At 71.3% G+C, this 1,079-nt stretch carries 1 protein-coding gene; it reads left to right on the top strand.

Annotated elements, in window-relative coordinates; genetic code table 11:
- Positions 1-232: 232 nt before the first annotated feature.
- Positions 233-1,039 carry an HAD family hydrolase gene (locus ACFW2E_RS22625; RefSeq protein ID WP_384468879.1) on the top strand — a complete coding sequence of 269 codons (807 nt, stop codon included), beginning with the start codon at positions 233-235 and terminating at the stop codon, positions 1,037-1,039.
- Positions 1,040-1,079: the final 40 nt, after the last annotated feature.

Raw genomic sequence — 1,079 nt, 5'->3', positions numbered from 1 at the left:
ACACCCCCCCACCCGCCCACCCGCGGGACCCTCATGGCGCCGAAGGGGCCGCCCATCGGGCGGACGAGAAGGCGTACGTCGCGTGCCGGGTTCCTCCGGGAGGCGCGCCTTCGCTCCGCACGTGCAGTGACAGCAACCTGGAACGCACCACTGACAGTTGGAGACCGCATCGGGCAGGGGAACGGCGGCACACGGATGAGTCGCAGCGGCCTGCTGTCCGTATTCTCTGATCATGGCCGCACCCCCCGCTTATACACTCATCGCCACCGACCTGGACGGGACGCTGCTGCGCGGTGACGACACGCTCTCCGACCGGTCCCGCGTGGCGCTCGCGCGGGCCGTGGAGGCCGGCGCGCGGCACCTCGTGGTGACCGGGCGCCCGGCGCCGAGAGTGCGGCCGCTGCTCGACGACCTCGGCGGCACGGGGCTCGCGGTGTGCGGACAGGGCGCGCAGTTGTACGACGCCGGCGCGAACCGCCTGCTGTGGTCGGTCACCCTGGACCGGGAGTTGGCCGAGACCGCGCTCGGCAAGATCGAGGCCGAGGTGGGACAGGTGTTCGCGGCCGTCGACCAGGACGGAGTGGACGGTCTCACGCTCATCGAGCCCGGGTATCTGATGCCGCACCCGACCCTGCCCGCCGTGCGGGTCCGGCGGCGCGAGGACCTCTGGTGCGAACCGATCAGCAAGGTCTTGCTCCGCCATCACGCCCTGTCCGACGACGAGTTGGCCCGGACCGCCCGGGGAGTCGTGGGCTCGCTGGCGACGGTCACCATGTCGGGGCCGGGGACCGTCGAGCTCCAGCCCTGCGGCATCACCAAGGCGACCGGCCTCGCGCTGGCTGCCGAACATCTGGGGCTGGGCCGCGAGCAGGCCCTCGCCTTCGGGGACATGCCCAACGACATCCCGATGTTCCAGTGGGCCGCCCACGGGGTGGCGATGGCCAACGCCCACCCCGAACTCAAGGCGGTGGCCGACGAGGTCACCCTGTCGAACGAAGTAGCCGGCCACGCCGGGCAGCAAGAAAGGCGTGTTGGCTGACGTAGTCGGGGATGATGGGCCGAAGAACGGTGGGGTTGTT

Origin of the sequence: Streptomyces sp. NPDC058964 (assembly GCF_042741275.1) — a bacterium.
Lineage (GTDB): Bacteria > Actinomycetota > Actinomycetes > Streptomycetales > Streptomycetaceae > Streptomyces.
The sequence above is the reverse complement of the archived record's forward strand: the minus strand, read 5'-3'. Positions and strand labels throughout refer to the sequence as shown.